The sequence below is a fragment of the Acinetobacter sp. Leaf130 genome, from assembly GCF_001423205.1.
In the GTDB taxonomy this organism is placed as follows: Bacteria; Pseudomonadota; Gammaproteobacteria; order Pseudomonadales; family Moraxellaceae; genus Acinetobacter; species Acinetobacter calcoaceticus.
The window spans coordinates 49513-74620 of sequence record NZ_LMOE01000007.1; the positions used below are offsets into that span (position 1 = coordinate 49513).

General features: G+C 39.1%; 19 protein-coding genes. 10 read left to right on the forward strand and 9 right to left on the reverse strand.

What is annotated here, in order from left to right:
* The first annotated feature begins 6 nt into the window (after positions 1-6).
* The 4 genes from adeJ to ASF86_RS15005 all read left to right on the forward strand — a co-directional run bounded on the left by adeJ (position 7) and on the right by ASF86_RS15005 (position 5539).
* Positions 7-3183, forward strand: a complete 3177-nt coding sequence (gene adeJ, locus ASF86_RS14990) for a multidrug efflux RND transporter permease subunit AdeJ (protein WP_056483253.1) — start codon at positions 7-9, stop codon at positions 3181-3183.
* Positions 3183-4637, forward strand: coding sequence for a multidrug efflux RND transporter outer membrane channel subunit AdeK (gene adeK, locus ASF86_RS14995; RefSeq protein WP_056483256.1), 1455 nt, complete (start codon positions 3183-3185; stop codon positions 4635-4637). Before adeJ ends, adeK begins: the two co-directional genes overlap by 1 nt.
* A 109-nt stretch (positions 4638-4746) precedes the next feature.
* Positions 4747-5097, forward strand: coding sequence for a YbjQ family protein (locus tag ASF86_RS15000; protein WP_003655405.1), 351 nt, complete (start codon positions 4747-4749; stop codon positions 5095-5097).
* Between the two features lie 7 nt (positions 5098-5104).
* Positions 5105-5539 carry a YbjQ family protein gene (locus ASF86_RS15005; RefSeq protein ID WP_005036451.1) on the forward strand — a complete coding sequence of 145 codons (435 nt, stop codon included), beginning with the start codon at positions 5105-5107 and terminating at the stop codon, positions 5537-5539.
* Positions 5540-5609: 70 nt separating this feature from the next.
* Here ASF86_RS15005 and ASF86_RS15010 read toward each other — a convergent pair whose 3' ends face one another.
* From ASF86_RS15010 to ASF86_RS15020, 3 genes are all read right to left on the reverse strand, one after another.
* A complete protein-coding gene (locus tag ASF86_RS15010; protein ID WP_056483259.1) occupies positions 5610-7241 on the reverse strand; it encodes an OFA family MFS transporter in 1632 nt (543 codons plus the stop codon).
* A gap of 283 nt (positions 7242-7524) precedes the next feature.
* A complete protein-coding gene (locus ASF86_RS15015) occupies positions 7525-8331 on the reverse strand; it encodes an SDR family NAD(P)-dependent oxidoreductase (RefSeq protein ID WP_056483262.1) in 807 nt (268 codons plus the stop codon).
* Between the two features lie 27 nt (positions 8332-8358).
* Positions 8359-9030: a hypothetical protein gene (locus ASF86_RS15020; RefSeq protein WP_005036445.1), complete on the reverse strand. Its 672-nt coding sequence runs from the start codon at positions 9028-9030 to the stop codon at positions 8359-8361.
* 196 nt (positions 9031-9226) lie between these two features.
* Between ASF86_RS15020 and ASF86_RS15025 the strand changes: the two genes are divergently transcribed.
* The 3 genes from ASF86_RS15025 (at position 9227) to ASF86_RS15035 (ending at position 14328) form a co-directional block, all read left to right on the forward strand.
* Positions 9227-12124, forward strand: a complete 2898-nt coding sequence (locus ASF86_RS15025) for a valine--tRNA ligase (RefSeq protein ID WP_056483264.1) — start codon at positions 9227-9229, stop codon at positions 12122-12124.
* Positions 12125-12191: 67 nt separating this feature from the next.
* Positions 12192-13646 (forward strand): AAA family ATPase, encoded by a 1455-nt coding sequence (locus tag ASF86_RS15030; protein ID WP_056483267.1) that lies wholly within the window; start codon positions 12192-12194, stop codon positions 13644-13646.
* Positions 13639-14328: an HNH endonuclease gene (locus ASF86_RS15035; RefSeq protein ID WP_056483270.1), complete on the forward strand. Its 690-nt coding sequence runs from the start codon at positions 13639-13641 to the stop codon at positions 14326-14328. Before ASF86_RS15030 ends, ASF86_RS15035 begins: the two co-directional genes overlap by 8 nt.
* A 32-nt stretch (positions 14329-14360) precedes the next feature.
* On the opposite strand, the gene ASF86_RS15040 is transcribed toward ASF86_RS15035, so the two are convergent.
* Positions 14361-15377, reverse strand: coding sequence for a molecular chaperone DnaJ (locus tag ASF86_RS15040; RefSeq protein WP_056483273.1), 1017 nt, complete (start codon positions 15375-15377; stop codon positions 14361-14363).
* A 129-nt stretch (positions 15378-15506) separates the two neighbouring features.
* Positions 15507-16412, reverse strand: a complete 906-nt coding sequence (locus tag ASF86_RS15045; RefSeq protein WP_056483276.1) for an AEC family transporter — start codon at positions 16410-16412, stop codon at positions 15507-15509.
* Positions 16413-16528: 116 nt separating this feature from the next.
* On the opposite strand from ASF86_RS15045, the gene ASF86_RS15050 reads away from it, so the two are divergent.
* From ASF86_RS15050 to ASF86_RS15060, 3 genes are all read left to right on the forward strand, one after another.
* Complete coding sequence (locus ASF86_RS15050) at positions 16529-17413, forward strand: LysR family transcriptional regulator (protein WP_056483279.1); 885 nt, start codon at positions 16529-16531, stop codon at positions 17411-17413.
* A 304-nt stretch (positions 17414-17717) separates the two neighbouring features.
* Positions 17718-18905 (forward strand): ammonium transporter, encoded by a 1188-nt coding sequence (locus ASF86_RS15055; protein WP_016143347.1) that lies wholly within the window; start codon positions 17718-17720, stop codon positions 18903-18905.
* A 153-nt stretch (positions 18906-19058) separates the two neighbouring features.
* Positions 19059-19754, forward strand: a complete 696-nt coding sequence (locus tag ASF86_RS15060) for a phosphatase PAP2 family protein (protein WP_056483281.1) — start codon at positions 19059-19061, stop codon at positions 19752-19754.
* 1 nt (position 19755) lies between these two features.
* Here the strand turns inward: ASF86_RS15060 and ASF86_RS15065 are convergent, their stop codons facing one another.
* The 4 genes from ASF86_RS15065 to ASF86_RS15080 form a co-directional block, all read right to left on the reverse strand.
* Positions 19756-21090 carry a two-component system sensor histidine kinase PmrB gene (locus ASF86_RS15065; protein ID WP_056483283.1) on the reverse strand — a complete coding sequence of 445 codons (1335 nt, stop codon included), beginning with the start codon at positions 21088-21090 and terminating at the stop codon, positions 19756-19758.
* A gap of 24 nt (positions 21091-21114) precedes the next feature.
* A complete protein-coding gene (locus ASF86_RS15070) occupies positions 21115-21789 on the reverse strand; it encodes a DNA-binding response regulator PmrA (RefSeq protein WP_003655381.1) in 675 nt (224 codons plus the stop codon).
* A 14-nt stretch (positions 21790-21803) separates the two neighbouring features.
* Complete coding sequence (locus ASF86_RS15075) at positions 21804-23453, reverse strand: phosphoethanolamine transferase (RefSeq protein ID WP_056483286.1); 1650 nt, start codon at positions 23451-23453, stop codon at positions 21804-21806.
* Positions 23454-23638: 185 nt separating this feature from the next.
* Positions 23639-24928, reverse strand: coding sequence for a DcaP family trimeric outer membrane transporter (locus ASF86_RS15080; protein ID WP_056483289.1), 1290 nt, complete (start codon positions 24926-24928; stop codon positions 23639-23641).
* Positions 24929-25108 lie beyond the last annotated feature (180 nt).

Here is a 25108-nt window from a genome sequence, read left to right on the forward strand (position 1 = left end):
GATTGAATGGCACAATTTTTTATTCATCGCCCCATTTTTGCGTGGGTGATTGCACTAGTCATTATGTTAGCGGGTATTCTCACGCTCACAAAAATGCCTATTGCACAGTATCCGACGATTGCACCACCGACAGTTACAATTGCTGCAACTTACCCTGGTGCATCGGCTGAAACTGTTGAAAACACCGTAACCCAGATCATTGAACAACAAATGAATGGTCTAGATGGTTTACGTTATATTTCATCTAACAGTGCGGGTAACGGTCAGGCCTCTATTCAATTAAACTTTGAACAAGGTATTGATCCAGATATTGCACAGGTTCAGGTTCAAAACAAACTGCAATCTGCAACTGCTCTTTTACCTGAAGATGTTCAACGTCAAGGTGTGACAGTTACCAAATCTGGTGCAAGCTTCTTGCAAGTTATTGCATTCTATTCACCAGATAACAGCCTTTCAGACTCAGACATTAAAGACTACGTAAACTCGTCAATTAAAGAACCGCTTAGCCGTGTTGCTGGTGTTGGTGAGGTACAAGTTTTTGGTGGTTCATACGCTATGCGTATCTGGCTCGACCCTGCAAAATTGACTAATTACCAGTTAACACCAAGTGATATTGCGACTGCTTTACAAGCGCAAAACTCACAAGTTGCTGTAGGTCAGTTAGGCGGAGCGCCAGCGGTACAAGGTCAAGTGCTTAACGCGACAGTGAATGCACAAAGCTTGTTGCAAACACCTGAGCAATTTAAAAATATCTTCTTAAAGAACACAGCATCAGGTGCTGAGGTTCGTTTAAAAGATGTTGCTCGTGTTGAGTTAGGTTCTGATAACTATCAATTCGATTCGAAGTTTAATGGTAAACCTGCTGGTGGTCTTGCAATTAAAATTGCAACTGGTGCCAACGCACTTGATACCGCTGATGCTGTTGAACATCGTTTAACCGAATTACGTAAGAACTATCCAGCAGGCCTTGCAGATAAACTGGCTTATGACACTACTCCATTTATTCGTCTTTCAATTGAAAGTGTTGTACACACATTAATTGAAGCGGTAATTTTAGTATTCATTGTCATGTTCTTGTTCTTGCAGAACTGGCGTGCAACGATTATTCCAACACTTGCTGTACCTGTTGTTGTATTAGGTACATTTGCTGTCATCAATATCTTTGGTTTCTCAATTAACACCTTAACCATGTTCGCTATGGTATTGGCAATTGGTCTTCTGGTCGATGACGCCATTGTTGTAGTGGAAAACGTTGAACGTGTGATGAGTGAAGAACATACCGATCCGGTCACGGCGACTTCACGATCAATGGAACAGATTTCTGGTGCATTAATTGGTATTACAAGCGTATTGACAGCGGTATTCGTACCAATGGCATTCTTTGGTGGTACGACTGGTGTAATTTACCGCCAATTCTCGATTACCCTTGTAACAGCAATGGTCTTATCGTTAATTGTGGCGTTAACCTTCACGCCAGCACTTTGTGCAACAATTTTAAAACAGCATGATCCTAACAAAGAACCAAGCAATAATATTTTTGCTCGTTTCTTCAGAGGATTTAACAACGGTTTTGACCGCATGTCGCATAGCTACCAAAATGGTGTTAGCCGCATGCTTAAAGGCAAAATCTTCTCTGGCGTACTTTACGCTTTAGTGATTGGCCTATTGGTGTTCTTGTTCCAAAAACTCCCATCTTCATTCTTACCAGAAGAGGATCAGGGCGTGGTCATGACACTTGTACAATTACCACCGAATGCAACGCTTGATCGTACGAATAAAGTTGTTGATACCATGACAAACTTCTTCATGAATGAAAAAGATACAGTGGAATCTATTTTCACCGTTTCAGGTTTCTCATTCACGGGTGTTGGTCAAAATGCTGGTATTGGCTTCGTTAAATTGAAAGACTGGAGTGAACGTACTTCACCAGAATCTCAAATTGGTGCGTTAATTCAGCGCGGTATGGCATTAAACATGATCGTCAAAGACGCATCTTACATCATGCCATTACAGCTTCCAGCAATGCCTGAACTAGGTGTAACTGCTGGTTTTAACTTGCAGCTTAAAGATTCAAGTGGTCAAGGCCATGAGAAACTGATTGCCGCACGTAACACAATTTTAGGTTTGGCTTCACAAGATAAGCGTCTTGTAGGGGTACGTCCTAATGGTCAAGAAGATACACCTCAGTATCAAATTAATGTAGATCAGGCTCAAGCTGGTGCTATGGGCGTTAGCATTGCTGACATTAACAACACTATGCGTATTGCATGGGGTGGCTCATACATTAACGACTTCGTTGACCGCGGTCGTGTGAAAAAAGTTTATGTTCAAGGTGATTCGGGTAGCCGTATGATGCCTGAAGACTTAAACAAGTGGTATGTACGTAATAGTAAAGGCGAAATGGTACCGTTCTCTGCATTTGCTACAGGCGAATGGACATATGGTTCTCCTCGTCTTGAACGTTATAACGGCGTGTCATCGGTTAACATTCAAGGTACACCTGCACCTGGCGTAAGTTCTGGTGATTCCATGAAAGCCATGGAAGAAATTATTGCTAAGTTACCATCTATGGGCTTACAAGGTTTCGACTATGAATGGACAGGTTTATCACTTGAAGAACGTGAGTCTGGTGCTCAAGCTCCATTCCTTTATGCTCTTTCGTTATTAATCGTTTTCCTTTGCTTAGCTGCATTATATGAAAGCTGGTCTATTCCGTTCTCGGTTTTACTTGTAGTACCACTCGGTATTATTGGTGCAATCGTATTGACTTACTTAGGTATGATTATTAAAGGAGATCCAAATCTCTCAAATAACATTTACTTCCAGGTAGCGATGATCGCGGTAATTGGTCTTTCTGCAAAAAATGCGATCTTGATTGTTGAGTTCGCAAAAGAGTTGCAGGAAAAAGGCGAAGACCTACTTGATGCAACTTTACATGCTTCAAAAATGCGTTTACGTCCAATTATTATGACCACCCTTGCCTTCGGTTTTGGTGTACTTCCACTTGCCCTTTCAACAGGTGCTGGTGCAGGAAGTCAGCACTCAGTCGGCTTCGGTGTACTCGGTGGCGTACTCAGTGCAACGTTCTTAGGTATCTTCTTTATCCCTGTATTCTATGTGTGGATTCGTAGTATCTTTAAGTACAAACCAAAAACCATAAACACTCAGGAGCATAAATCGTGATGCAAAAAGTATGGTCTATTTCAGGTCGTAGCATTGCGGTATCTGCACTTGCGCTTGCTTTGGCAGCTTGTCAAAGCATGCGCGGCCCAGAACCAGTCGTGAAAACCGATATACCACAAAGCTATGGATATAACAGTGCTTCTGGTACGTCTATTGCAGAACAGGGTTATAAACAGTTCTTTTCTGACCCTCGTTTGCTCGAAGTGATTGATTTGGCTCTTGCCAACAACCGTGACTTACGTACAGCAACGCTCAATATTGAACGTGCTCAACAGCAATATCGAATTACTCAAAACAACCAGCTTCCAACCATCGGAGCAAGTGGCAGTGCAATTCGTCAGGTTTCTCAAAGCCGTGATCCGAATAACCCCTACTCTACCTATCAGGTGGGTTTGGGTGTAACTGCCTATGAGCTTGATTTTTGGGGCCGCGTTCGTAGCTTGAAAGATGCTGCATTAGATAGTTATCTTTCAACGCAAAGTGCACGTGATTCGACACAAATCAGTCTGATTAGTCAGGTTGCTCAAGCATGGTTGAACTATTCTTTTGCATCGGCGAATCTAAAGCTTGCAGAGCAAACGCTTAAAGCACAGCAAGACTCTTACAACCTCAACAAAAAACGTTTTGATGTGGGTATCGACAGTGAAGTTCCACTACGTCAGGCACAGATTTCTGTAGAAACTGCGCGTAACGATGTAGCGAACTACAAAACTCAGATGGCTCAAGCACAAAACTTGTTGAACTTGTTAGCAGGTCAATCAATTCCGCAAAATTTGTTGCCAAACCAACCTGTTAAACGCATTACTCAACAGAATGTATATACAGCTGGTTTACCAAGCGACTTGCTTAACAATCGTCCAGATATAAAAGCTGCCGAATATAACTTAAGCGCTGCTGGTGCGAATATTGGTGCTGCAAAAGCACGTTTATTCCCAACAATTAGCTTAACGGGTTCTGCAGGTTACGCATCGACTGACTTAAGTGATTTATTTAAGTCTGGTGGTTTTGCATGGTCAATTGGGCCAAGCCTAGACTTACCAATCTTTGACTGGGGCACACGTCGTGCGAATGTAAAAATTTCTGAAACCGATCAGAAAATCGCATTGTCTGATTATGAAAAATCAGTTCAGTCTGCATTCCGCGAAGTTAATGATGCGCTTGCCACTCGTGCCAATATTGGTGAACGTTTAACAGCTCAACAACGTCTAGTAGAAGCAACTAACCGCAACTACACATTATCAAATGCCCGCTTCCGTGCTGGTATTGATAGTTACTTAACTGTTCTTGATGCACAGCGTTCATCTTATTCAGCAGAACAAGGTTTATTGTTGCTTCAACAAGCTAACTTAAACAACCAAATCGAGTTATATAAAACTCTAGGTGGCGGTTTAAAAGCAAACTCTTCAGATACAGTGGTTAATCAACCATCAAGTGCTGAACTTAAAAAGCAATAAGTTTTAAATAACTTATCTATAAAAGCTCACTTCGGTGGGCTTTTTTATTGCATCTCATGTGAATATTTCTTATCTTGAAACCTTAAGAGATTTAGATTGATAAAAAATAATGTTACTGAGTAATTTAGAAAGTGTTCCGGGCCACCAGATTTTAAAACAGCTTGATGTTGTTTATGGAAGTACAGTCCGTAGTAAGCATGTTGGCCGTGACTTGATGGCGAGTTTAAAAAATATTGTGGGTGGTGAACTTACAGGTTATACCGAATTATTAGAAGAATCCCGCCAAGAAGCCATGAATCGTATGATTGCCAAAGCCCAGCAACTTGGTGCGAATGCAATTGTCGGCATTCGTTTTTCAACTTCAAATATTGCTCAAGGTGCTTCCGAACTATTTGTCTATGGCACCGCTGTGGTTGTGCAACCTCAAGCACCCCATCTACCAGATCCATTTAGTGCATAGGTAGAAAATGGAAAATCTTATTTTTCAGCTTGTTATTTTTCTAATTCTTTTCAGTATTGGTTGGGGTTTTGGGCGCCATATTGAACGAAAACATTTGAAAGAACTTCTAGAAAAAGAGCAACGACTGGCCCATATCAGAATTGATACCAACCGCTTTGCGACGAGTGATCAGCTTGGCCATTTCATTAGTAGTAATGTCGTGATTTCTCATGACTACTTTAAATATGTATTGGCATCCATTAAGAATGTTTTGGGTGGTCGCCTCACCAGTTATGAAAGTGTGGTTGAGCGTGCTCGCCGTGAAGCGATTGTCCGTTTAAAACAACAAGCACATACTGCAGGAGCTAACCATATTATGGGAGTTCGGCTGAGTACAACCGAACTTGGCATGCAAGGTGGAATGGTCGAAGTTTTTGCTTATGGTACAGCGGTCAAAAAATAAATAGCAGATGATTAATAAAAAGGCTGTCTCATGTGTTCGTGAGACAGCCTTTTCATAATGTAAGGCTTATTTAATGAAACAAGACAACAGCCTTTTGTAAAGTAAACCAGATGCCCGTCAACAAAGGAATACCAACTACCGCCCATGCCAGTATAACCATGACCATGCTAGATGGTGCATAGGCTGTATCATTCGCCATGCCTACACTTTGTGGTAGTTTTTCATGCGCCAACGCTTTTTCTGCGGCTAGTTCAGCATCAGTCATATATTTATCATCATCTACGGGTTTAATCAGCAAATTGAGCACAAAGCCAATTGCCAACATGCCTGCCAGAATGTACATGGTAATGTCATAAGATTGCGCCTGAGCTACCCCATGGGCCAACTGATAATCACGAATATTGGTGATCAACAACGTTCCCAACACACCTGCGACAGACCATGCTGTGAGCAAGCGCCCATGAATTGCGCCAACCATTTGCGTACCGAAAATGTCTGCCAGATAAGCAGGTACAGTAGAAAAACCACCGCCATACATGGACAGAATGACACAGAAGGCTAAAACAAATAACGGTAAATTTTCTGCATGAGCCAATTGCGGAACGGAAACATATAATAAAAAGCCCAATGCCAGAAAAATAAAATAAGTATTCTTACGACCAATGAAATCCGATGCTGATGCCCAAAAGAAACGTCCACCAATATTAAATAGCGACAGTAACCCTGTGAAACCGGCTGCAAAGGTTGCAATCTGCATTTTCTGGTCTGCTGTTAGTTCATTGATCCCCACTTCTAAACCAATTAAACGTCCACCAAACACTTCCTGCAACAGAGGTGATGCCATAGCCAGAATGCCAATACCTGCAGAAACGTTTAAACACAACACGCCCCAAATCAGCCAGAATTGCTTAGTTTTCCAAGCCTTATTCAAATGTACATGACGATTAGTAACTAACCCCTTAGATTTAGCAGTCGTAGGTTCCCAACCATTTGGTTTCCAGTTTGATGGTGGAATGCGATAGCCAAAAGCGCCACCAATCATGAAAATAAAATAAACACCGGCCAATACCAAAAAGGTTTGCCACACGCCCACCGAATCGGCAGTTGCAAAGAACTTCATCAATTTATCTGCGAGTGGTGCACCAATCATGGCACCGCCACCAAACCCCATAATCGCAAGGCCTGTTGCCAAACCGCGGCGATCTGGAAACCACTTGATGAGAGTCGAGACGGGCGAAATATAACCCAGCCCAAGCCCAATACCACCAACGCCACCACCCAACCACATCAACCATAACTGATGTGTATAAACACCCAGCGCAGATAATATAAGTCCTCCTGCCCAACAAAATGCAGCCACTACCCCTGCCTTACGCGGTCCTGCATGCTCAAGCCAACCACCAAACAAGAATGCGGAAGAACCTAAAAACACAAAAAACAGGGTGTACATGATACTTAATGTAGACACACTCCAGTCACAGGTCGTAGTGAATAGTTGTGCAAGCAGGCTCATATCTTTTGCACATTCTATTGGAGCATCAATTCCCAATGCTTTAGATAGCGGTAGCCAGAATACGGAAAATCCATATGCCATACCGATACTGAGATGAATCGCTAACGCAGCAGGAGGTAGTAGCCAGCGGTTATAACCTGAGTGGGCAATGGTTCGTTCCTTTGCCAACAGTGAAAATTGTTGTTTCATGTAGAATGCTCCGTGCCTTTATTGGTAAAGTGAAACTTCCATTTCATCTATTTTTTTGATTTGTAAATAAGTTTCTAGGCGATGACTGTGGCTTACGCCAGATCTTTGTATTAGGACGTTATAGTGACAGGTCAACTGAATGATTGTGCAAATAATGAATAGTTTTATCAAGTCACTTTTTAATGAATTGATTTTAATAATTTGAAAAAACTAAACCAATAACTACTTATTTGTGAATCATTGGCTTAGTTTTTTTATATAGGTGACGACAAATAAATAGGCCTTATTTTACTTTTGTTTTCCGAATCATTTTATAAAGAAGTTTTGGTGACATCCGAGAAACCATAACCCCTAGTTTTTCTTTTGCTCCACCAACAACAATATATTCTTGGCCTTGCATTAATGCTTTTACAGATTGCTCTGCAAATACATCTGCCTCTAAACCATTTTCAATTGCTTCATCTTGATGACCTTGAGGTTGCCCAGCACCATTTAACGCATTAAAAGAGACGTTAGTTTTTACAAATCCTGGGAAAATAACTGAAACTTCAACGCCTTGATCTGAGACCTCGGCACGTAAACTATTTGCCCACATATGAATTGCAGCTTTAGCAGCCGAGTAGCTTGCACGGTACTGCGTTCCTAATAAACCTGCCACACTCGACACAAATACAACTCGACCAGACTTTTGTTTTAGCATGGTCGGAAGCACAGTTTTGGTTAATGCCACTTGTGAGAAATAGTCGACTTCCATAATGGCCCGTTCAGTTGCCATCGTCGTATCTTCAATTAAAGCACGTTGGCTTAAACCTGCATTATTAATAAGCCAGTCAATTCGCCCTTTCGCTTTTAAAATCTGCTTATAAGCCTCGTCAACTTGTTTTTCATCAGTAATATCTGCAACCACAGACAAATGATGGTCTGGGTTTAACAAACCAACCCGAACTGCTTCTAATTCTTCAAAACGACGCGAGGTCAAAATCACCTCTGCACCTTGCAAGGCCAACTCTCCTGCCAAGGCCTTACCTAAACCAGAAGATGCTCCCGTAATCCATACCACTTTATTTTGCAAAGTATCAAGTTTGGCCATGCTTTATGTTCCTATTATCTTTTTAAATTATGCTGCTTGATGCATGAAGGCCAAAAAGTGGTTGATATAATGAGTTGCTGTGGTCTGATCGACCTGTGTACCTAACTTTTCCAAACGTTTATAGCCTAAATGCGTCGTCATGTTGATCACCCCATTCAGGGTTTTATCGACAACTAAATTAAATTTTAAACGCTTTTTAGGTTCACGTACTAGGCTTGTTACGCCTAAATCTACAATTTGAATGAGGGTATCAAAAGCAGCTGCAACACTCTGCATATTCCCATCACGAATTTGCTGCGTAAGAGTTTCAGCTTGTTGCACGAGTTGGAGGGTAACTGGATAGGTAATATAAACTTGCTGCCCCTGTTCTTTCATCAGAGATGTCATGTAGTCAACTAAAGGTAAAAGACGTTCATTTCCAAAGAATGAAACTGACCAAGGCATGTATTTTCGAAAAGTCTCTAAAACTTGCTGAACCACTTTTTCAGACTCAGCTTGCTGTTTTGGGGACATGGTTGTATTCCCTGACTGTAAAAGTACAGAAAAAACCTGCTCAATAATTTCACAAGAAAGGTCAGACAATACATCCCCTAAAGGTTTTGCCTGACTTTGGCTTACCCCATCATGCAGTTTCTGCCGAATGGTCTCGAATTGGGTATAAGTTGAATCGGAAATTTTCAAAAAAACTTCATAACTCATGAGCAACATCCTTTTTCAATTCTTTTGTAATTTTTGTGCCGTGTGTCTACACGATTAAATTGTGATCCATCTTTCATAAATCTACCGTTTTTTGAAAAAAATACAAAACCGTTTATCTGTTTTCAGCACATTAATTTCGAGGCATTTTTTTGCTACAATAGGTGCAATTTTTTATGCATATTCGATCTAAGCTACTATGACTGACGCTCAAACCGCTCAAAATATTGCGACCACATACGATCCAACCGAGATCGAAAAGAAGTGGTACCAAACGTGGGAAGAACAAGGTTACTTCAAACCTTCTGGTCACGGTGAATCATTCTGTATCATGATTCCGCCACCAAACGTCACTGGTAGTTTGCACATGGGCCATGGCTTTAACAATGCCATTATGGATGCCCTCACCCGTTATAACCGTATGATGGGTAAAAACACCTTGTGGCAACCAGGTACTGACCATGCGGGTATTGCAACTCAAATGGTTGTTGAGCGTCAACTTGGCTTACAAGGTGTGACTCGTCATGACTTGGGCCGTGATAAGTTCATCGAAAAAGTTTGGGAATGGAAAGAACAATCTGGCGGCACGATTACTAAACAAATTCGTCGCTTAGGTTCATCTGTAGACTGGTCACGTGAACGCTTCACGATGGACGAAGGTTTATCAAACGCAGTTAAAGAAGTATTCGTTCGTTTGCACGAAGATGGTTTAATTTACCGCGGTAAGCGCCTTGTAAACTGGGACCCTAAACTTCAAACTGCTCTTTCTGACCTTGAAGTTGAAAGCAAAGAAGAAAAAGGCTCGCTTTGGCACTTTAAATATTTCTTTGAAGACAAATCAGTTAAAACTCAAGATGGCAAAGACTATTTAGTCGTTGCAACGACTCGTCCTGAAACTTTACTGGGTGATACTGCTGTTGCTGTTCATCCTGAAGATGAGCGTTATGCACACCTTGTTGGTAAAAACATTGTATTGCCAATTACTGGTCGTTTAATTCCAATCGTTGCAGACGACTACGTTGAAAAAGACTTTGGTACTGGCTGTGTAAAAATCACGCCTGCTCATGACTTTAACGACTATGACCTAGGTAAACGCAATAGCTTACCAATCATTAATATCTTCAACAAAAATGCCGAAGTTTTAGGTGAGTTTGAATATATTGCCAAAGCTGGTGAACAAATTTCTAAAACCATTACTGCACCTGCGGAATATGCTGGTTTAGAACGTTTCGCAGCACGTAAAAAATTAGTTGCTGAAGCTGAAGCTGAAGGCTGGTTAGATCAAATCCAACCGTATGACTTAAAAGCGCCACGTGGCGACCGTTCAGGCGTGATCATTGAGCCATTATTGACTGACCAATGGTACGTAAAAATTGCTCCACTTGCTGAGCCTGCAATTGAAGCAGTTCAAGATGGCCGTATTAAGTTTGTTCCAGAGCAGTACAGCAACATGTACATGGCGTGGATGCGTGACATTCAAGACTGGTGTATTTCACGTCAGCTTTGGTGGGGTCACCGTATTCCAGCTTGGTACGATGCGAATGGCAACATCTATGTTGGTCGTAATGAACAAGAAGTTCGTGAGAAAAACAACATCGCTGCTGACGTTGAACTTAAACAAGACGAAGACGTTCTTGATACATGGTTCTCTTCTGCGCTTTGGACATTCTCAACGTTAGGTTGGACTGGCGATGCGAAGCAAGATGAAGTAAATGATTTCTTAAAAACTTTCCACCCAACAGATGTATTGGTGACTGGTTTTGACATCATTTTCTTCTGGGTTGCCCGTATGATCATGATGACCCTACACTTCATGAAAAATGAAGATGGTTCATCTCAGGTTCCATTTAAGACTGTTTACGTTCACGGCTTAGTACGTGATGGTGAAGGTCAAAAAATGTCGAAGTCTAAAGGTAACGTACTTGACCCATTAGACTTGATTGACGGTATTGATTTAGAAAGCTTAGTTGCAAAACGTACTACTGGCCTAATGAACCCGAAAGATGCAGCGAAGATTGAAAAATCAACGCGCAAAGAGTTCCCAGAAGGTATTAATGCGTATGGTACTGACGCAGTTCGTTTCACGTTCTGTGCACTTGCAAACACTGGTCGTGACATCAAGTTCGACTTAAAACGTGTTGAAGGCTATCGTAACTTCTGTAACAAAATCTGGAACGCGACTCGTTTCGTTCTGATGAATGTTGAAGGTCAAACTGTTGGTCAAGAAGCGCGCCCTGATCTTTGGGAACTTCCAGAACAATGGATTATGAGCCGTCTGCAAAAAGCAGAAGCTGCTGTACACCAAGCGTTTGCAACTTACCGTTTAGACCTTGCTGCTCAAGCGATTTATGACTTTATCTGGAATGAATACTGTGACTGGTATGTTGAGTTAACAAAACCAGTTCTGAACGATGCAGAAGTTGCAGAAGAGCGTAAAGCTGAAGTACGCCGTGTATTGCTTGCAGTGATGGAAGCTTCATTGCGTTTGGCTCATCCGTTAATGCCATATTTGACAGAAGAAATCTGGCAAACACTTGCACCAATGCTTGGTCAAGGTGGCCCAACGATTATGACTGCTCAATACCCTATTCCTGAGCAAGCAAAAATCAATGAACAAGCTGAAGCAGACATGCAATGGCTTCAAGGTTTAATTGGTGCGGTACGTAACATTCGTGGTGAGTTGGGCTTAGGTAATGCGCGCTTATTGCCAGTGCTACTTCAAAACACTTCTGACGCTGAACGTGAACAAATTATTCGTATTGAAGCATTGTTCAAAGCATTGGCTAAAGTTGAAAGCATTGAATTCTTGAATAAAGACCAAGAACCACCTTTGTCTTGCTCTAGCGTTGTAAGCCATGCATCGGTATTTGTACCAATGAAAGGCTTAATTGACCCTAAAGCTGAGCTTGCTCGTTTGCAAAAAGACTTGGATAAAATCCAAAAGCAACACGACCAAATTGCAGGCAAACTTGCAAATGAAGGCTTTGTATCTAAAGCACCAGCAGCAGTTGTTGAAGGTGAAAAAGCCAAGCTTGCTGAATTTGCTGCTCAGTTAGAGAAAGTTAAAGCGAATATGGAGCAGATTGCTGCGCTTTAATCTTTAAAGTTCACAATTTAATCTATAATATAAAGGGCTGATCATTCAGCCTTTTATACTTTTTAAAATGAAATATATCCAAGAAATTAGCGCAGAGCTAGAATTTATACAACATCCTATCAACATTAATTTAAATGGGCGGAATTTAATATTAACTGGAAAAAATGGAGTAGGTAAAACTAGATTCTTAAATCAATTAAACAATACAATATTAAATAAACTTATTCATGAAATCCCCCATATCTCCGAACATCATTACACGCAAAAAGTTAATATTATAAATATTTTAAAATTAGAATTATCTCATTTAATTAATGATATTGAATATACAAACTATACGAATAATAAATTAGATCACTTAAATCTCCTAATCTCACTAGAGCAATTATTAGGACAAACAGATTGTTATAATCCTCATGAAACAACAATATTTATAAAGAAAGCGACAGAATTAAAGGATATAATTTTAAAATATAAAGATTTCTCACAAAAGAAAGATCCTAATCTTTTATATACACATTCAGAAATATATCATATTGATCATCTTTTTAATGAAATAAGCTCTAATTATAATCAAGGAAATATTAATTTAGTTGTGACTGGTATAGGGAACTTAAACCAGAGTATTCAAGCCTCAAAGGTTACATTTAACTTCTTTCAGGCACACAGACAATCTCAAATTACATCTACTACAAATACTGCTGACTTAAATCAATATATTAATACAGCAAGACATGAATACTCATCAAAATTAGGTCAGCATTTAGAACAATATTTATTAAATATTAGAATTGAGAAATCTTTAGCACTTTCAGAAGAAAATGACCAAAAACATGCTGAACAAATTGATGCTTGGTTTAAAAAATTTGATGAAGATCTAAAATTTTTATTTGAAGATGAATCTACAGAGTTAAAATTTGAATACAAAGAAAGGAAGTTTAGTCTTAAACAATATCATCGTGAGTTTACTTTCCAATCATTATCATCTGGATTCACAGCAATATTTGATATTTACAGTGATTTATTAATGAGGTCTAGACTTTTAAATATTTTGCCTAATGAACTAAATGGTGTAGTTCTAATTGATGAAATAGATGCCCACTTACATATCTCTCTTCAAAAGAAGATTCTCCCATTTTTAACAAAATCCTTTCCTGAAGTTCAATTTATTGTAAGTACACACTCTCCTTTTGTAATTACCTCTACAAATAATGATACTGTTGTTTATGACATATCAACTGGTGAGTTTTTTGAAGAAGATTTAAGTCGTTATTCTTATGAATCTGTAATCAAAGGTTTGTTCCATGTAAACCCGATGAGTTCTGAAACAAAAGAATCTATTGACACCCTAAAACATCTTTTAAATGAAAAACCAACTAAGTATGACAATATAAGATCTACTGTAAAAGACCTAATTGAATTAGAAAGAAATGATCTATTAGATAAAAAGTTAAAAAATCTTTATTTACAAGCCATCAATCTACTTGCTGATCATAATCAGTTGGAGGATTTAGATGTTTAAAGTATCCAAATCTCCTAGGCCGATGGACTGGACTACTAAAGACTACAAAGATCCTGCTGTTGTTAGACTATTAAAAAAAGATTTTTATGCGAAATGTTATATCTGTGAACAAAAGCATTTTCCAAACCTGAATGTCGAACACTTTATTCCACATTTAGATGATGAAACACTTAAGCTTGATTGGAGTAACCTCTATTACGCTTGTTCTCGTTGTAATTCGATTAAAAACAAGTATTACGACAACATGCTTGATTGTTGCAATCAAGATCATTTAGTTGAAGAATGGATTAAAGTCTATTACAGAATGCCTGATGAAGACATTGAGGTAGTTAATACTTGTCCTAGTAATCATACATATCATGAGAAAGCTGAGACTTCTAAAGACCTTATTACTAGATGTTTTAATAACGCTAATAGCGGTATCCAAGAAGTAAGTAAAGAAGACCTCAGAGAAAAAATAATCGAAGTTCACAGTGAATTTTTAGACTTAAGACGAGAATTTTTTAAAAATTTAGATAATTGGCTTGAAGAAGAAAAAATTATTGAAGCTAAAAAAATAAGACACCGTTTGAAGTCGCATTATCCATTTTCTGCAATCTTACGTGGACATATGGAAAAAGATTCAAAATGGAGACGTGTACTAGAAGAAATTGAAAAACTCGAACTTCAGCAATCCACTTAATCTAAATATAATCCTCTCCCTTAAGGAGAGGGTTATAAAACCCCATGCCCCAATAACATCTCCACCCCACTCACCTTTTTCATATGCTTTAAACGCTCCTTTTCCCACTTCACCTGCTGCTTTAACTCAGTACAGTCCGCATCTACAGCTTTATAAACATCACTGATGTGCACATGCTCAGCTTTCACATTCTTGGCTAACTGAAAAGAGTCCAAAATCTCAGTAATTTGGCTTTCAAGCTGCTGACTTTGTGCATCTAAAGCGAGCTTATAAAACCTCAACTGCTCGGCAGATAATTCTTTAGCCCCTACTTCTTTATGCTGTTCAAGCTGTAACTGGAGTTTGAGTAAATAAAACAAATCCTGCTTTTCATAGGCCTGACTTGCTTGTTGGAACAACTCAGTTTTTTCTTCTTTTTTTGTTTCATCTTGCTCACGGTCTGGGTGAATCATCGCGGCAATTTTTAAATAAACCGTTTTAAGTGACTGGGCTGCCATTTGCTCAGCTTGTTCACGTTTCTGTTGCTGTCGTTGCTGTTTGGCTTGTTCACGCGCTTGTTGCTGCTCAGCAGCATACTGCTCAAAGTCTTCTTCAAGTTCTGCACTTTGATCAGCACTTTCTTCATATTCAAATTTTATTGACTGAGCTTTTTTATTCTTTTTTGCCGATTCCCCCGCATGTTGCTGATAAAAGGTATCAATCTGCTTCACTAACTCCAACTGCTCTTCAGATAGCTGTTTGGAGCGCTTCAACATGTGTGCAAGCTGGGCAATTTTTTCATCGAGTTGTTGCATATCCGCTTTGGAAAACTCGTGGCTATGCAACATATTCCAAAGTTGCTCTAACTGCTGAAATAGCACTTCATGCAAATCACTATACACAGGTATCAATTTTTGTCGTATGTGCTGTTGAATCTCAGCTTGTGCATTTTGCCATGTGCTAAGGCTAACTTTTTGCTGTTCTATTTTATCAATCAGGCGATTCAGTTTTTTCTGCTGTGCAGACGGCTCAGACCTTTGCTGCAAGCTCACTTTGAGATCAAAGGACATACTCATCCACCTGAAAAAGAAAAAAGTGTAGCAATAATCAGATGAGGAAGGTAGCAAAGCATTTTTTAAATAAGAATCAGCCTATTAATTTTTAGAAAATAGAACGTGTCTTACCTAAATGTTTATATCTTAAGAGATCCACCAAATCACCACTGGTAAAGTCACGGCAGCACATAAGGTTTGAAAGCTGATTACTGCTGCCATGAGTTGGCTGTCGCCACCCAAAACTTTGGTTAAAATGTATGATGCAGAAGCTGTCGGTAGCGCAAAGAAAATGACTAAAATTTGTGTTTGTAGACTTGGTAAACCAAACCACATGCAGACCACATAGGCTAAAGCAGGCACTGCTAAAAGTCGTGCAAAAGTGTCTGCTGCCAACACGACAATGTCTTTTTTAATTTGCATAAACTGTAAAGCAGCACCTACGCATAACAACCCCAGTGGCAAACTTGATGCTGAAAAAAGCTTAATAAAGCTAGAAAAGCCTTCCCAAATCGGGATGTGAAGTGCATTGACTGCCGCTCCCACCACACACGATGCAATTAACGGGTTTTTAAGGAGTGCAATCAAAACAGGTTTAATTGCCATGTGTTCTTTAGAGGTTAGAGCAAGCACCGAAATAACGTTCACAAGTGGAATGCAAAGCGCCAATAAAATTGCCAGTATTGCCATTCCTTCACTTTTAAAAAGCGAAGTCACTAACGCCAGACCAATATAAGTATTAAAGCGAACCATACTTTGTACGTGCACACCAAAACGTGCAGGTGGTATGTGCCAAAACACGCGAAGTATGTACAAGAAAATGGTGACTGCCAAAACTACAATCAACATCGCAATAATGGCTGTACTCAAACTTTGTAAGTCAATTTTCGCGGTCGATAGCGTACTAAAAAGCAAAGCGGGAAATAAAATATAGTAATTTAGCTTCTCTGCCCCAGCCCAAAACTCATCGCTAAAAAAACGATATTTTTTAAACAGGTATCCCGATGCAATTAATGCAACTAAAGGAAATAGAGATAAAACAATGCTATTCATTTCTTTACTCGAGTTTTGTTGAGGCTTGCTGGTTTGGCAATTCCCTTGGCTTACTCATATATTAAAGATAATGAAAACTCATGATAAAATGAGTTTTTACTCATAATAAGTACAACATGACATTTACCCAGCTTGAAATTTTCGCACTTATTGCTGAACTAAAAAGCTTTACTGCTACAGCAGAAAAGCTGGGAATTTCACAATCGGCAGTTTCTCATGCGCTTAAATCATTAGAACAACAATGGGGTATTAACCTCATTTCAAGAACTCAAAGTGATATTGAGCTGACTACAACAGGCCAGCAGTTACTCACTCATGTAAAAGAGCTATTGAGTATTTCCAATACATTAGAAAAAGAAGTGGCTGCGATCCATGGGTTAAATGAAGGCACATTACATATCGGATCTTTTGGGGCTTCATCATCCATTTATCTATTGCCTGAAATTTTAGAAAGCTTTCGGCAGCGCTATCCTAAAATCGAAATTTATATCGATGAAGGTGAGGATAAAGAAGTGGCTCAATGGTTATTGGAACGGCGTATAGAGGTCGGTTTTTTGATTATGCCAGATGAGCGGTTCGATACATTCCCCTTAATTGAAGACCGTTTTGTTGCCCTAATTCCGAATGGTTACCCACTGGCGCAACAACTCTATATTGATCCAGCACAACTAGAAAACTGCCCTTTTATTATGACAATGGCAGGCAGTAGACATCAGGTCGAATTAATTTTAAAAAACTTTAATGTGAAACCAGATATCAAATCTTATGTGTCACAAATTCTCAGTATCGTCAGCATGGTTCATAACCAGTTAGGGGTTTCCATTGTGTCTGATATGGTAATTACTAAAGAGTTACTCTCACTCTATCCAAATGTAGTTAAACGCCCTTTTAAACCGAACCTTAAACGTTCTATTGGACTCGCAGTGAAAAATAAAAAGCATATGAGTCCAGCTGTGAAAGCATTCATTGAAGTTGCTCAGGAAGTTTGGTCGGATCATTAGTTCAAATACAAACAACTCTTTTAAATTTTAATAACGAACTTTTTTAGGTCAATTTATAAGCGTATTAGATGATTTTTAACATAAAAGCATGAGTATCGCCCTTATCTCGAGCAATTCAACGCACCATTTGTCGTCAAAACCCCATTATCCAATCTAAATTGGTGCGCTTATTGCATATTCATTTTCATGCAATTGAGTTTGTTTCGACAAACTTAGGTTTTTAGATTCCTTAAATCTATTTTGGTGCAATTTACAGACCCAGATTTGTTCCAAAATGGAATTTAGCACTTTTTTCGAGCATGCTATGCAAAATGTAGATCTATTTTTCTTATTACTTGGTGCTGTTTTGGTTCTTGCCATGCACGCAGGTTTTGCATTCTTGGAACTTGGTACTGTTCGCCATAAAAATCAGGTGAACGCACTAAGTAAAATTCTGACTGACTTTGCCCTTTCAGCAATCGCATATTTCTTTGTTGGCTACTACATTTCTTATGGCCAGCATTTCTTCCATGATGGTACTGTTTTATCAAGTGATCATGGCTACAACCTTATGCGTTGTTTCTTTTTACTCACTTTTGCTGCGGCAATTCCTGCCATTATTTCGGGTGGTATTGCTGAACGTGCAAAAATGCGTTCACAAGCAATTGCGACACTCGCTTTAGTTGCGCTGGTTTATCCATTTTTCGAAGGCATGGTTTGGAACGGTAACTATGGTCTGCAAAAGTGGTTAGAAACTACCTTTGGTGCAGCTTTTCATGACTTTGCCGGTTCAGTTGTAGTGCATGCTATGGGTGGTTGGATTGCGCTTGCTGCGGTCATTTTATTGGGAGCACGTTCTGGTCGTTATAAGAAAGATGGTCGTGTAAGTGCTCACCCGCCGTCTTCTATTCCATTTTTGGCGCTTGGTTCATGGATTTTAATTGTCGGCTGGTTTGGCTTTAACGTGATGAGTGCTCAGCGTGTAGATGCTATTTCTGGTCTAGTTGCCATTAACTCACTCATGGCAATGGTTGGCGGAACAATTACAGCAAATGCGATTGGTAAAAATGACCCAGGTTTCTTACACAACGGTCCACTTGCAGGTTTAGTGGCAATCTGTGCAGGGTCTGACATTGTTCATCCAATTAGTGCGCTTGTCATTGGTGGTGCAGCTGGTGCGATGTTTGTATACCTATTTACCTACACACAAAACAAACTCAAAGTTGATGATGTGTTGGGTGTATGGCCGTTACATGGTGTATGTGGTGCATTTGGTGGTATTGCAGTAGGTCTATTTGGTCAACAATGGCTTGGTGGTTTAGGCGGTGTGTCTTTCATCTCGCAACTCATTGGTACAGCACTTGCGATTGCCATTGCGCTCGCTGGTGGCTTTATTGTCTATGGCTTACTCAAAGCAACCATTGGCATTCGTTTATCGCAAGAAGATGAGTTCCGTGGTGCAGATTTATCCATTCATAAGATTTCTGCAAACTCTGAAGAAGGTATGTTTTAATCCTTTCTAAAGTGCTCAAAGCGACGATACTTCTCGTCGCTTTTTTTATTTTTTAAGGGAAGTTGGGCCCCTTTCTTCTGTAGAGTTTAAGAGCAATTTAAGCTTAATTTTATGTAATTAGTCGCATCCATTGTCGATTGATATTTCATCAGAATGACTAAGCAAAACCGTTTTTTCCAAATTAATCTTATCTTGCTTTTTTTAAGCTTTTTTCTGCTTTTAATCGTTTTTCCAGTCGGCGGAAAAATTGATATGTACCTTATCCAGCCTTGGATGGATTCAACAGGTCATTTTTTCAATCGGGACAATTGGTATCTTGTACGGCTTAACCATGAAATCGTAAAACAAATCATCACCACCGTTTATGTCATCTTTTTAGGTCTATGGATTGCGTCATTCAAAGTAGAAAAATTGAAGCTTTATCGCTGGCAATATGGCTATATGTTTTTTGTGAGCATGATTGGTAGTGGTATTGTCGGCATATTAAAGTCACAATCTGCGCATGCTTGCCCTTGGAATATGGTTCATCCGACTTCTGTAAGTTATGTGTGGGATTTTACCGCCAAACACGGACACTGTTTTCCGGGCGGCCATGCAAGTGCTGGTTTCATCTTAATGACAGGTTATTTTGTTTATCGCCTTGAGCTGCCTAAGCGTGCCTATTTTTACTTAGCGGCGGGTCTTATCTTAGGCTTTATGATGGGTTGGGGGCAAATGATGCGTGGCGCGCATTTCCTGAGCCACAATTTATGGACAGGTTGGGTAGTTTGGGCAGTAAATATCTTATTTTATGCAGTGTGTATTCACCGCTTCGAATTTGAAAAACGAATCAAACAAGAACTTGTATAAATCAAGTTCTTGTTTCATGGATATGTAAAACTTTAGGCAGTTTAACCAGAACAGAAAGTCCACCAAGCTCTAAGCTTTTATCAAGTGTTAAAGTTCCACCTAAACGTTGAGTTGCACGGTCAACAATCGATAGACCTAAGCCACTGCCCACTTCAAGGTGGTGGTGTACCCGATAAAAACGTTTTAAAACTTTATCATAATGTTCAGGTTCAATCCCCGCACCACTATCTTCAATTTGAATACACGCGTAGCCATCTGTATCTGTAAAAACTGAAATATTAATCACGCCTTGGTGAGGTGTATATTTGATTGCATTATCAATTAAATTAAAAATAATAGAATGTACTGTCGGCTCAACACTATGCATTTCAATAGGTTCATTACGAAGCAGCCCTAAATCAATCTCTTTTTGCATGGCTAAATTAACAAGCTGTTCAACACAGTTTAAAGCGACATCATTAAGCTGAAAATATTTGGTGGGTTCAATCACACTCAAAGACACATCCTGCTTTGCCAAAGCTAAAAGCTGGGTGACCAGATGCTGAATACGCGCCAATCCTTTACTCAAGTTTTGCAATGACTCATGCTCAGGCAGTTGACTGATTAAAATTTTAGTTTGTAGATTCAAAGCTGTGACAGGAGTTCGGAGTTCATGTGCAGCATCGGCAATAAACTGTTTTTGTTCCATTTGAGCCTTCGATATACGTTCAAACAGACGGTTCATTTCATGAATAGTTGGCAATAATTCTTGAGGATAGTCTAAAGCTTCAATTGGCGTTAATTCTTCCGAATCACGATGAGTCAGTTCATTTTTAAAATCATCTATCGGCTTTAAACCTCGACGAATAATCGCTGCTAAAGCAAAAATGGCAAATGGCAAAATAATTAGATAAGGAATGAACATACTTCCTGCAAGTTCCCAAGCAAAAGCCTCACGGACCTTTTCTTGTTGGCTAATCTGGATCTGATAATCTTTTAAAGGCAGAACATAGGTACGGATTAAACCTTGGCTGGTTTTATGCGAATAAAAGCCAGCTTGTGCAACAGGTGGAACCAACAGGTGTAAATGATGAGATAAATGGGCCTGATCTTTATAGGCCCAAATGTCTACGAATAGATCTTCTTCATGATAAGTTTTGTGAAAATCGAACTCACTACTTACTGTTTTCAATGGATATTCAGCTGTTCGTTCTGCTAAATAACGCATTTGAGTATCTAAAATTTCGTCAACTTCTTGAAGTGCAACCTTATAGGCACTAAAAATTAATATACAACCTAAAATGACACTGAAAATTGAGGTGCCCCAAATCAGTCGTTTTTTTAATGAATAATGCACGTTTATAAAGTTCCACAACTAAAACTACGATTGTCCTAAACGGTAACCCAGACCTCGAATAGTTCGAATAAAGTCTTTCCCGAGTTTAGCCCTCAAGTGATGCACATATACTTCTATTGTATTACTGGTCACATCACTATCGAAATCATATAACTTATCTTCAAGATTTGCCTTAGAAAAGATTTTATTTGGATGGCTCATCAAAGGAATAAGAATCGCCCATTCACGATTCGATAAGTCGATCCGTTGACCTTTAAAGGTTGCGATATGTTGTTCAACGTTTAAAACCAGATCGCCACTTTGTAATAGCTGCTCATGGTTCGCAAGCTGAGCTTCTACCCCACTACGACGCAATAGCGCATGTATACGAGCAAGTAACTCATCAAATTCGTATGGTTTGATTAAGTAATCATCTGCCCCGTTGTTTAATCCATCCACGCGGTTTTGTAACTGATCTCGTGCCGAAATGATTAATACAGGAGTTGCTGCCCTTTGGCGAATTTGCTTTAAGACCTGCATGCCATCCATCATAGGCAGCCCTAAGTCCAAAAGAATTAAATCGAATTTATTTTTAGCCAACTGAGCCAGACCATCTAAGCCATTATTGACCCACTCCACCTCAAATTGATGATATTGCAGCAACGTTATTGTTGACTCTGCAATCATAAAATCATCTTCAATCATCAAGATTTTTGTCATGTTCTAGGCTCGCTTTAATTCACATGGGCACAAGAGTGCAGCATATCCAGTTGAGGGTTGATGACCTGAGTTTTTACATCTAACAAACTTAATAAGCTTGGGAATAAGTTATCCTGACTTAACTTTTCTTTAGTTTGTTGGCCTAAACAACTCACTTGTGCAAGGTTGTGTTGTTTCCAGCTATCGGAAAACCACATAATCATTGGTACATGTGTCTGTTGGCTCGGTGCGATTGCATACGGTGAACCATGTAAATATAAACCATGTTCACCAGTTGATTCACCATGATCAGATAAATACCATAAACCTGTTTGATATTTCGATAATTCTTTTAGTTTATTAATCATCTGACTTAACACATGATCTGTATACACAATCGTGTCATCATAACTATTTAATAACTCTGTTCGAGAGCAGCCCTGTATCGCATTAGTATCACAAGTCGGTTTGAAGGGTTGATATGCCGCAGGTGCACGCTTGTAATAAGCAGGGCCATGACTTCCGACTTGATGTAAAACAATTAAACGTGGACGCGTGTCTTCTTTAGGAATAGTGGCTAAATACTCATTTAAGCTATCAATTAAAATATCATCATAGCATTCGCCATCTTTACACCATTTTTGCTTTAACTTTTCTGATATTTGATATTGCTCAACACGATCACAAGCACCTTTACAACCAGAATTATTATCAATCCAAGTCACTTGGTAACCCGCACGCTTTGCAATGTCCAATAAACCTTCACGATGACTTGCTAATTGCTCATCATAGTCAACACGTGGCATACCCGAGAACATGCATGGAACTGAAACAGCGGTTGCTGTACCACATGAGCTGACTTGAGAAAAATTCAAAATATCTTGTTTAGAAAGCTCTTGGTTTGTATTTTTGGCATAACCATTGAGTGAAAAACTTTCCGCACGAGCTGTCTCACCAACAACCAGTACCATCAATTTAGGCAAGTTCTTTTGTACTGCCTGAACTTGATGAGCATCTTCACCATAATGTATTAATGGTAAGTTCTTCTTAGGTGCCATCTTGTGATAGTAAGACATTAAAGATGAAATACTATTTTGTGGTGAGACCATCCCTTTTAAATCACGATGTTCACGAAAGATAGATGCAAAATCAACATAGTATGTAAACAACAAAGTCCCTACAATTACAAAAGAAGCGACAATTGAACTGACTTTTTTCAACAATAAATGAGATGTTTTTTCTTTTTTAAGCTTTATTTGAAAAATCAAAATGATAGGTAAAACTACTAAAAAAACGGTCCAAAGTCCAAAACGCAATGAGATTAAATCAGAAATCTCTGCTGCATCGGTCTGTACCATATTTTGAATTTGATCTGGTGAAATTACTATTCCGAGTGTATTTACAAAATATGCGCTAAATCCCCCAACAATCACCAGAATAATGGCAACAACTTTAGCAGTCCATTTCCAATTTAAAATCTGTAAAATTGCATAATAAGCAGCAACAACAATAACTACTGTAGCAGCCAAGAACAAAATAGCCTTTACTCCAAAATATGGAGTTAAAAGATTAATGCTATGGAAGAAACCAATATTGAGAATGGCTCCTAACCAAATAGCTAAAATTAAATTAAACATAAACAGTGAAACCTGTTTATTCCTTAATTTAGAAAAAAAATTAAGCATCTTGGACAACTACAATCTTTTTATGATGCTTCACTGTAGAAATTAAAACTTAAAAATCACTTAAATAAAAAAGCAGCCCTAAATGGCTACTTTTCGAAATACTCATTGTTAAATTCTATATAAAAAGAAAAAAGTCGAGATTCACATGAACCTCGACTCTTCAAAACATAATGTTTTTGCTAGGTTTAGAAGCTGTATTTAGCCATTAAACCAACACGGTTATCTTTGTAGTCATCACCAGCAAAGGTTTCACGTTTACCATTGACATATTCAATACCTAAGTCAATTGGTTTAACTGGTGTGTAAATTACGTTAAGCCATGCTTGTTGAACTTTTTCATTACCAGCTGTATATGCTTTTGCATAATCAGTACCGTCATCAGCGAATTGTGCACCATACGCTAAAGTAGCGCGTAAGTTAGGTAAAATCTTATAAGTTCCACCTACTTGTACTGCTACAAATTCATTTTGTTCAATATTATCATTAACTAAAGTATAAGCAGAATTACTACCATATAAGTAGTTGCTGTTACCTACAACATAAGAAGCATCAGCAAATAATTTTAAAGGATCTGATACTTTAAAGTCGGTACCTGCAGCAACACCCCAACCAGTTTGATCATCTCCAGCTCCAGATTTGTAACTTTCAACGAAAGCACGAGCAGAAGCATTACCATTACCTGCAGCATAGCCTTGAGTGATTTTAGCAGTTAATACAGGTAATCTGTATTTAACTGAGTCACCTGTTGCTGAGCTATTACCTTCTTCTGCTGAAACAAATAGCTGAGTTGCAGGAGCTAATTTATAGTTATAACGTACTTGTGGAATACGTGTCGTACCACCACCAATGTTTGTCGAGAAGTCGATCATTTCTGGCGCATGGTTAGACAAGAAGTTAGACGTTGTTTGACCAAACAACCAGTTGTTATAAGTTAAGTAAGCATGACGAATACGTACGTTTTCAGATTTGCTATTGTCACTACTTGCAAAGTCTAATTCAATTTTACCACCAACTTTGGCATTGCTTACTGGAGCAGTAAAATCTAAACCAAGACGTGTCGTTTTAGCTGTTGCACGCAATTTATCTTTTGCTTCGCCAGTTGACTTACTTACATCACCAAAGTCGTTATCCGCACCTTCAATAATATAGTTAGCATCCCCACGAACATAACCATATAGGTTCACATCAGCGCCAGCTTTAGATTTTAATGATGCTAAAGGTGAAACTGGTGCAGCAACAGGTTGTGCCTTAACTTCAGCTAACTGTACTTGCTGTTGTTGCTGTACTTGCTGCTGTTGTTGCTGCACTTGGCTTTGTTGTTGAATTAAAGCTTTTAAAGCTTCAACTTCTTTACGAAGCTGTTGAATTTCCGCTTTGTCGGAAGTCGCAGCATGTGCCCCACTCATCATTAAAGCTGTAACTGTAAGAGCTAAACTTTTAACAACGAAAGATTTACGATTAAGGAATAGATCCATCAAAAACTCCAAAAATATATTTTATGTTGCCTATCCATGCCAAGTTGATTTACGCCATTAAATTAGGGGCTAAAAAATCAACTCTCCTCCACTTTGGTTACATTAATTTTATTACCGCAACCAAAACCAATTTCAACGTTATGCAAGACCAAAACCAATAACCAAAGACATAAAAAACAT